Consider the following 8,628-nt stretch of genomic DNA (forward strand, 5'->3'; position numbering starts at 1 on the left):
ACTGCTCCGGACAAAAACGAACCTCCCAAAACAGCAGCCGGCCCCGTTGACAAAGGGAAAGAGTTGTACGACAAGCACGGCTGCGCCGGTTGCCATTCCATCAACGGAAATGGAGGATCTTTCGGACCTGATTTGACGAAGGTGGGAAGCAACCGAACGAAAGAATGGATTGCGGAATTTCTGAAGAAGCCAAGTCCGAAAATGGCGATTACCCCGCTAAATCCGGAGGAAATTCAAGTCTTGTCCGAATATCTGTCTACGTTTAAATAATTGCTGCCGAGTGGAAGGGGGTGACAACTATGGATCGATTCATGAAGTTCCTGCAAGACAAGTTTAAGTACGTGCTGACAGCAGGCTTCATCCTGTTCTTTGCGATAGCCTTCGCCGCATCGCTCGGCACGGCCGTTACTTTGGACAACACCGTAAAACCAAAAGTCTGCGCATCCTGCCACTCAAAGCTGACAGTGGCACAAGGATTGAGTATGTCGTCCCACGCCAAGTTTTCCTGTACGACCTGCCATACCAAGGCCGGATTCTCTTTTACCCAAGGTAACAAGGTGGTACCGGCAAGTGCCACCACAGTCAATCCGCAGGATGCAAAGGTGGATGGCAAGATTCCGGTTAAAAACGAAGTTTGTGAGAAATGCCATTCAATGAATAACCGGGTAGTTTCCCCTTCAAGCCAAATTAAGATCCCGCATCCGCAGATTCTGGCCAAAGGCGTTCAATGTGTGCAGTGTCATGAAGGGGTCATGCACGGGCAGCGGGAAGAGCGCGGCCAGGGAGTCATCAGTTTCAAAGGACCGCGCATGCCGACCTGTATCAAATGTCATATTGAGCGAGGGTTATCCACCAAATGCTCCACCTGCCACCTGGATGACAAAAAGCCTGAATCCCACAAGAACAATGCGTGGGTGGCGGAAGGCGAGCACGGAAGACAGGCGAGAAAAGACGTTGGAGTTTGCAGCATGTGCCATTCCTTTACAAAGGATAAAGCGGTCGTCATGGGGAAACCGGGCATGGAAGCGGCTGAATTCGCGCGAAGCAATCACTTCTGCTCCAACTGCCATATGAACAAAAAACCACCCGGTCATTCGGAGATTTGGCCGATTGTTCACAAGGCAAAAGCAATCCCGAACCGTGCGGGTTGCCTCACCTGTCACAATGAAGAAAAGCCAAAACCTGAAGACCGGGCCGTCCAGAGCATCTACTGCTTCAAGTGTCACCAGCAGGAGAAACACCCGGCCGACTGGCGGAACAAACACCCGATCTTCGTGAAGACAAAGGGAATTACGGAAGGGAAGTGCTTCAACTGCCATGCGAGCAATTCCTGTGCAACCTGCCACAAGGCGAACAATGTCCGGCAATTGACGCCGGAACAGATTGAACAGAAGGCAAACGAACAAACCAGCCAGCAAACGAACCGGCAAACCAGCGGACCCTGATAAAGGAGGAAGGAGAGACTGGCAATGAAAGCAATTCTGCAGTTCTGGCAATGGAAGAAGTTGCGGGTCTTGCTTCCGATCCTGCTGTTTGCCTGGAGCTTCGCCGTTCTTGTCGGTTACCCGGTTTCTGTACATCTGCAGAAACCGGGCACCGGCTTGCATGAAGAATGGAAGAGGGTAGATGCATTGCTCAGACAGCAGCCAGACAATCCCGATTATCTGACCGACATGGGCTGGATTCTCTATCAGATGGGAAGGTTGAGAGAGGCCAACAATCATGCGAAAAAAGCGATTGCCGCAGCGAATGATCACATCGGTGCCAATTATTTGTACGGACTGGTTCAAATGGATCTGAAACAGTATTCCGAAGCGGAGAACGCGTTTCAATTTGTAGTGCAGAAAACGGGAGAATCGGGGGAGGGGGCGGTGCTCGCCCATTATGGTTTGGGACTGGTTGCCAAAGAGAAGAAAGAGTATTCCCTGGCAGTCCAGCATTTCGAGAAAGCGAAGCAATTGGCTCCCCAGTTTGGGGTTTTGGAGATGGAATTGGGCATGGCCTATCAGGAACTGGGAGAGAAACAAAAAGCACTGGTCGCCTTCCAGCACGCTGTCCAACTGAGTCCCGTGCTGGAGACCTTGATCAATATAGAGTAGACAGAAGCCGGTTGTCCGAAAGGATTGAGTTCAATGAAGGCCTTCGCAAAAGCGTTCGCGGCTCTCATGCGAAATAAATTAATGACCGTCAGTCTGGCTGCGGCGATTGCTTCCACAACTGCAGTTGCCGTACCTGACATTCGAGAGAGCTTGCTGCAAATACCGGCTTTTGAGAAGGTTGCAAGTTTGTTGAAAACGTGGTTTTACACAAGCGGCGAGGGAAAAATAGCGCCCGGTTCCTTTGAGTCGGTGGTTTGCGGCCGGTGCCATCAGGATACGGTCGCGAAGAAAAAATTGGCCAATGTTCACGTTCCGTTTGCCGCCGGTCGCTGTTCGGATTGTCACCTGCCGCATGACCCGAGAAACAACAAGACGAGATTGACGGTTGATCCGAAGGAACTCTGTTCGACTTGCCACAACCGGCAAAAAGAAAAAAACATGCCCTTTCAGCACACACCATTCAAAGAAGGCAGATGCATGGACTGTCACGACCCCCATGCATCGGAAAACATTAAACAATTGAGACAGCCGCCCCAGGCACTCTGCACATCCTGCCATAATTTCAGCAAAGGGCAGGAATATGCCACCAAGCATCCGCCGTTCAAATTGGGAGACTGCATGGTTTGCCACAGTCCCCATGCGGCGCAAAACATGAAGAACACCAAGGAACCGCTGCCGGATCTGTGTTTCAAATGTCACCGTGAACCGGCACAGGCAATGAACAAGGCGAAAGTGAAGCATCCGCCGTTTGCCCAGGCCAAATGCACCAACTGCCACAACCCGCACCAGACCAATACCGAACGGTTAATGAAACAGGATCTGCCCGGCCTTTGTTTTCAATGTCATAATACGGACCGGCTGATGGGGAATTTTACGCATCCGATGTTTAACGTACAAAGTCCTTTGGATGGAAAGAGAGTAACCTGCGTTTCCTGCCACAATCCGCATGCATCGGAGAATGAACGGATGTGGAGAAGGCCCAAGCAGTTTCTGTGTCTGGGATGCCACCAGAATAAATCGGACCAGCCAATTCCCGGCGACAAGTTGATTGAAAGGAGGTACAGCGAGCCATGAACCAACAGGTAAGCATGAGAAAAGCTATAGCCATTCTGTTGGGGATCTTCCTTGTATTGTCTTCGGTCTTTATCGGGGTAGGGAGTGCTTTCATCTGGGATAAACCGGTCTACAAGTCCCAGGACGATTACGAGCTGGAAGTTGCGCAAAAAAATGTGGAGCAATACCCCAGCAATGCGAGGTTACGGGTCGAACTGGGATGGGTCTATCTCCAGCGAAAGCGCCATGACGAAGCAATCCGGGAATTTGAGAACGCGTTGAAGATCGACAAAGACTACACGGGTGCCAAACTCAATCTGGCCATTGCCAAAGGGGAGAAGGGAGATCTTCAGGAAGCGAAAAAGATCCTGGAGGAGATCAAGGACAAGAACAAGCAAAACGTCGATGCGAGATATTTGCTGGGCCAGATTTATAAAGAAGAAAAACAGTTTGAGAAAGCGGTCGAAGAGTTCCGATTTGTACTGAACGCCAATCCGGGAACGGTTGATTACATGTATCAGATTGCACATGTATACGAGCTCCAGGGCAACAAGGAGAAAGCGGTTGCCGAATATCAGAAGGTACTGAGTTATGTACCGGATTACGCACCTGCAAAGCAAGCGCTTGACCGGCTGCAGCCGACGGGAGGGAGCGGGTCCAAATGAATCTTTCGGTGATGAAGAAAACAATTGACAAAGCGCTGTTGAAGAAGCTGATCATCGGAACAACCGCCGCATTGCTGGCAGTTTTCGGCTACTTTATATGGAAAAAGATGAATCCGGTGGATGTGATCAAAAGCATTCCAATCGGGGACTTTACGAACCCTCCGACATTTTCTCACAACATCTATGGGGATTCGGCTTCTCCCTTTGTCATGCCCCTTGGAGTCGCGGTCAGGGATGGCGAAGTATACGTTTCCGACTCGGAAGGGGGATTCATTCAGGTATTTGACTATAACGGAAAACATCTGCGGACGATTGGAGACAAGAAAAGCAAAACTCCTTTGAAAAATCCTTACGGAATGGCATTTTATGACGGGAATTTGTACGTGGCCGACGGGGGCCAGGGGAAAATTCTGATCTACGCAGCCAACGGAGAATACAAAGGCCAGTTTGCTCCCCAGGGACAGAGAATTGGCGCGCCGGGCCAGCTCCTGATCCAGGACAACAAATTGATGTTCACGGATATCGCACAGCGAAAAGTGTTTGTCTACAACATGAGCGGTCAATTGCTCCTCAGCTTCGGAGAAAGAGGCAGCCAGGAGGGGCAGTTCGAATATCCGCACGGGTTGGCGGTCGATAAGAAAGGCAACTTCTATGTGGCCGATTCGGGCAACAACCGGATCCAGGTATTTGACGCCAACGGGAAATTCGTGAAAATCCTCGGCAAGGATGCGAACAATTCGGGAACGGTCGTGACCCCGCGGGGGCTTGCATTTGACAACCGGGGCAACTTATATGTGGTCGCCGGACTGGAAAGCAGAGTGTTCGTGTTTGACGAGAAAGGCACTGTGAAGTTCACTTTCTCCCAATTGGCGGACAAAGATATCCAGTTGGGGCTGCCAAACGGAATTGCCATCGACAGCAACAACCGGATTTTTGTAAGCGAAACGACACCTGGCAGACTGTCTGTTTTCAAATACTGATTCACTGCGAGACACACTCCTTGTGTCCAAATAAAAAAAAAGAAAGGAGGCATCAGTTGGATGGCATGAAGATGAAGGGGGGTGAAGCCGTATAGACACATGCGGGAAAAATCCAATTGTTCCAGGAAAGTCAATGTAAGGAGGGATGAGGAGTGGGAGGTCAAGTCAGGAAACTATCAACTCTATTGCTGATGCTTTGTGCTGTTTTCTTCTTTGTGCTGGGTACCGCCAAGGCAGAACCCGTGGGACTGAACAATGAGTACACGCTTTCCGGCGGGGCAGCTGCTGGGGCAACCTCGATCACACTGAATGACGTGACGAACCTGGTAGCGGGCGACGGTCTGTTGATTGAGCCGGAAAACCAGGCGAACACAGAGAAAGTCGAAATCACGGCAATCAATACGGGGACCAGGACGGTCACGCTGAAAACCGGCTTGCAAAAGGCCCACGCGGCCAATGTAAAGGTGCTTCGGACCAATATCGCAGGCAGCAAATACGATCATAACACGGATCCGGCATCAACCGTTGCCACCGATCCGGTCACCGGGCAAGCCATCACCTCGGGACCGCACGGGAAATTCACCAGCAACACCAATGCCTGCGGACGCTGTCACCAGCTCCACAGAGCGAAAACTCAAAACTTGATTCGCTTTGACATTTCAGCCAGTGTTGCAACCAGCAACCCGATCTACGCAACCTGTACATTCTGCCACAGCTTTAACGGACAGAGTACTTATGACGTGAAAAACGGAATGATTTGGGACACCAAAGACGGAAAACGGTACGCAACCAACGGCGGAGGTTTTGAGAAAATGGTCGCCGTCGAGGGCGACCCCAGCGTGGCGACTCTGGTCAAAGTTACCGCCAAACACAGAGTGAATGAGGTAGCTACGAAGAATGCGGACGGTTCCTACAAATATGTAAGATTCAACGCTCCGGGCGGATATGTGGAAACCGTTGCAGGCGGCGGCGAGGACGGGCATATCGATCTTAAGTGCAGCAGCTGCCACCAACCGCACGGAACTGTAAACGGACGGCAGTTGGTCGAGAAAATCACCACCAAGGATCCTACCGGTAATCCGGTAACGGTTAACATCAACGGTCTTGACAAAGTCAATATCAATGTAGTCAATCCCTTTGCCGATGAAAGAACCGAATACAATGCCAACATCACCAAATTCTGCAGCGCATGCCACAGTGACTACAACAGCAGCAACGCCAAAGGGGAAACCGGAACCTATTCGAAGGCATACCGTCACAAGATGGGCATGAACGCGGGCGATGGCTTGAATGACAGAACCCGCAACGACGGTACTTTTGGCTATGATTCCAACAAGCTGATTTTGCCGACTGCGACTCTCGATGGAGCCGGCGGAGCAGTGGTGTGCACAACATGCCATTACGCTCACGGCACATTTGCCGTTGTGGAAGGCATCAAGACTTATGACGACCTGATGCTGAACAGCACTACAGCCCTGAATACCAACGGTGGAACGGAATCCGCCAAGAATTTGCGCTTGGATAACCGCGGCGTTTGTCAGAACTGCCATAACCGAACCCCTGACAAGAAGCTGCCGGCACTGGAAAACGTGCTGGATCCGGATCAAACCGGCGATCTGAAGTACGGGGAAGCAGGTTCCTTCAAGAACCAGAAATATCTCTCACCGGATGACCGGACTTTGGTTATTCGCTATGACCAGTATATGCTGTCACAACCGGGAGATTTTGCAGCCGGCACCAGCCCGGCCTACGATGTGGAAAACCCCGCCAACTACTCGCTTGCACAAGGGGCGGTTACGAACACGCCGGTCAGCGTTAAACTTCAGCCGGACAATCGTACGGTTGTCCTCACATTTGCGGCGGGAGCGATTCCGGTCGGATCGCCGCCGGGGAGCAATTCCTTTACCCTGACAATCAACAACGTAATGGATCTTAACGGCAACACGATTCAAGCCAACACTCAATTGTCGTTTACCAAGTAAGTTCTGTTATTTGGGGTGCCGGTTCCGGCCGGCACCCACCCCAATCTCACGGGTTCATACGGGAGGGGAAGGCAAAATGTTGCAAAGAAAAATGGGACTGCGGACCCGAATTGCAGCTTTTGTTGCGTTCTTGTTGATTGTATCCACGTTCTTAATGAGCCTGGGCGCAAACTGAAACACCATGATTCTGTTGGAGGTGGAAACCGGTGAAGCTCTCTGACCGCATCTCTTGCAAAAAATCCCTTGCCATCTTGGGACTCTACGCCATTGTGCTGGCTGGGGCGGGGTACTTGGTCGGAGACTCCCTCTATCCGATCCGGGATCTGACCTTCTCGACAGCCGTTGACAGGAATAAACAGGAGTTGCGGGAAAACCCCGGGAATTCCGAAGCTCATGCCAGACTGGGGTGGATCTATTATCAGATCGCCTTGGAAGAAAAGAATCCTGTTTTCTCGCGAAAAGCGGAAAAGGAATACCGCAAGGCACTCGAACTGGCGCCGGGCAATACGGGATTCCGTTACAGTTACGGATTGATTCTTGAAGAGATGGGACAGACGAAGCTTGCGCAAGAGCAGTATGAAAAGATCATTCAGATCGAACCGAATCACGAACTGGCCAACTATAATCTGGCGATCCTGTTTTCCAAAGCGGGAAAGTACGAGCAAGCCATCCGTCATTACAAGAAGGTTCTGGAACTTGAGCCGACCGCCGGCAATGTTTACTACGAGTTGGGAAGGATCTACGAGGATATTCAGGATCTCAAGAATGCAATTGACATGTACAGGCAAGCGATCAAATTTACGCCTGACAATTGGGATGCCAAACAACGGCTTCAGGTGTTGGCCGGAAACGGAAAATAAGGGTGATGAGCGATGCGGGTGCGGAACTTGGTATTCCTTATGCTGGCTGTCACGGTGCTGGCGGTGGCGACAGTCTGGTTCCGGATCGGGTTGGCAACTCCGGAAGCCAAAAAGCTGGAAGTTCCCGGGATTGGCGAATTCGCGTTTGAACAGGCGCTTTACGGCCAGCGGGACAGGGAGTTGAGAAATCCGATTGATCTGGCGGTTGGTTCTGACGGAACCGTTTTCGTGACCGACTCGGACAATCACCGGATTCAAGTGTTTGATGGGCAAGGCGAATATGTACTCCATTTCGGCGAACAAGGCCAGGAAGAAGGGAAACTGAATTATCCGGTCGGGATTGCATTGGACAGCAAACAAAACATCTACGTCGTGGAAGTTCTGAATCAACGCATCTCCGTCTTTGACCGTACGGGCAAGTTTCTGAAAGTGTTGACAGACAAGAAGTCGGCGGTGAAAGCGCCGACCGCCATTGCAATCGATCCGAAGGATCAAATCTATGTGGTTGACAAATCGGACAGTAGAATCAAGAAACTTTCTCCCGATGGGGATTTGCTTCTTTCTTTCGGGGGATTGGGGGGCACGGACGGATTTTTCCAGTATCCCCTGGGGTTGACGGTAAATTCCAAGGAAGAAATTATTGTTTGCGACACGGGCAATTCCAAGATACAGGTTTTTGACAAAGAAGGCAAATTCAAGTATTCATTCGCAGGCAATCTTCAGGCTCCAAGCGGAGTTGGAGTTGACCAACGGGACCGCATGTATGTAACCGATCCGTTGGGAAGCAGGATTTTCATTTTTTCCAATTTGGGTGAGCAACAGGCCGTCATCGGAGAGATTGGGGTAACAACGGATAAACTCTATTTTCCCGAAGGCGTTGAAATAAAACAGAACCGATTGTATATCGCGGACAAAGGCAACAACCGGGTCGTCATTTACCGGATCACGGAACACCAATAAACGGGGAAAGGGGGCGGGGGAGATGAGAA

At 51.0% G+C, this 8,628-nt stretch carries 9 protein-coding genes; all 9 read left to right on the forward strand.

Annotated elements, in window-relative coordinates; all coding sequences use genetic code 11:
• Nucleotides 1-270 (forward strand): c-type cytochrome (locus EFBL_RS20695; protein WP_172899729.1); only part of this gene is annotated, 270 nt, incomplete at its 5' end.
• Between the two features lie 29 nt (nucleotides 271-299).
• Nucleotides 300-1,445, forward strand: a complete 1,146-nt coding sequence (locus EFBL_RS16045; RefSeq protein WP_096183085.1) for a NapC/NirT family cytochrome c — start codon at nucleotides 300-302, stop codon at nucleotides 1,443-1,445.
• A 24-nt stretch (nucleotides 1,446-1,469) separates the two neighbouring features.
• Nucleotides 1,470-2,099 carry a tetratricopeptide repeat protein gene (locus tag EFBL_RS16050; RefSeq protein WP_096183087.1) on the forward strand — a complete coding sequence of 210 codons (630 nt, stop codon included), beginning with the start codon at nucleotides 1,470-1,472 and terminating at the stop codon, nucleotides 2,097-2,099.
• 33 nt (nucleotides 2,100-2,132) lie between these two features.
• Nucleotides 2,133-3,173: a cytochrome c3 family protein gene (locus tag EFBL_RS16055; protein WP_096183089.1), complete on the forward strand. Its 1,041-nt coding sequence runs from the start codon at nucleotides 2,133-2,135 to the stop codon at nucleotides 3,171-3,173.
• Nucleotides 3,170-3,817, forward strand: coding sequence for a tetratricopeptide repeat protein (locus EFBL_RS16060; protein WP_096183091.1), 648 nt, complete (start codon nucleotides 3,170-3,172; stop codon nucleotides 3,815-3,817). Before EFBL_RS16055 ends, EFBL_RS16060 begins: the two co-directional genes overlap by 4 nt.
• Nucleotides 3,814-4,797 (forward strand): 6-bladed beta-propeller, encoded by a 984-nt coding sequence (locus EFBL_RS16065; protein ID WP_096183093.1) that lies wholly within the window; start codon nucleotides 3,814-3,816, stop codon nucleotides 4,795-4,797. The genes EFBL_RS16060 and EFBL_RS16065 overlap by 4 nt, the downstream gene beginning before the upstream one ends.
• 152 nt (nucleotides 4,798-4,949) lie before the next feature.
• Complete coding sequence (locus EFBL_RS16070) at nucleotides 4,950-6,779, forward strand: cytochrome c3 family protein (RefSeq protein WP_096183095.1); 1,830 nt, start codon at nucleotides 4,950-4,952, stop codon at nucleotides 6,777-6,779.
• A 206-nt stretch (nucleotides 6,780-6,985) separates the two neighbouring features.
• A complete protein-coding gene (locus EFBL_RS16075) occupies nucleotides 6,986-7,639 on the forward strand; it encodes a tetratricopeptide repeat protein (protein WP_096183097.1) in 654 nt (217 codons plus the stop codon).
• A gap of 12 nt (nucleotides 7,640-7,651) precedes the next feature.
• On the forward strand, nucleotides 7,652-8,599 hold the full coding sequence (locus tag EFBL_RS16080) for an NHL repeat-containing protein (RefSeq protein WP_096183099.1): 948 nt from the start codon (nucleotides 7,652-7,654) through the stop codon (nucleotides 8,597-8,599).
• Nucleotides 8,600-8,628: the final 29 nt, after the last annotated feature.

The organism is Effusibacillus lacus (genome assembly GCF_002335525.1).
Lineage (GTDB): Bacteria > Bacillota > Bacilli > Tumebacillales > Effusibacillaceae > Effusibacillus > Effusibacillus lacus.

What these genes read in the sequence shown, in the direction of transcription:
- EFBL_RS16050 (WP_096183087.1), top strand. Translation starts at nt 1,470, where the DNA reads ATGAAAGCAATTCTGCAGTTCTGGCAATGGAAGAAGTTGCGGGTCTTG.
- EFBL_RS16060 (WP_096183091.1), top strand. Translation starts at nt 3,170, where the DNA reads ATGAACCAACAGGTAAGCATGAGAAAAGCTATAGCCATTCTGTTGGGG.
- EFBL_RS16055 (WP_096183089.1), top strand. Translation starts at nt 2,133, where the DNA reads ATGAAGGCCTTCGCAAAAGCGTTCGCGGCTCTCATGCGAAATAAATTA.
- EFBL_RS16045 (WP_096183085.1), top strand. Translation starts at nt 300, where the DNA reads ATGGATCGATTCATGAAGTTCCTGCAAGACAAGTTTAAGTACGTGCTG.
- EFBL_RS16080 (WP_096183099.1), top strand. Translation starts at nt 7,652, where the DNA reads ATGCGGGTGCGGAACTTGGTATTCCTTATGCTGGCTGTCACGGTGCTG.
- EFBL_RS16065 (WP_096183093.1), top strand. Translation starts at nt 3,814, where the DNA reads ATGAATCTTTCGGTGATGAAGAAAACAATTGACAAAGCGCTGTTGAAG.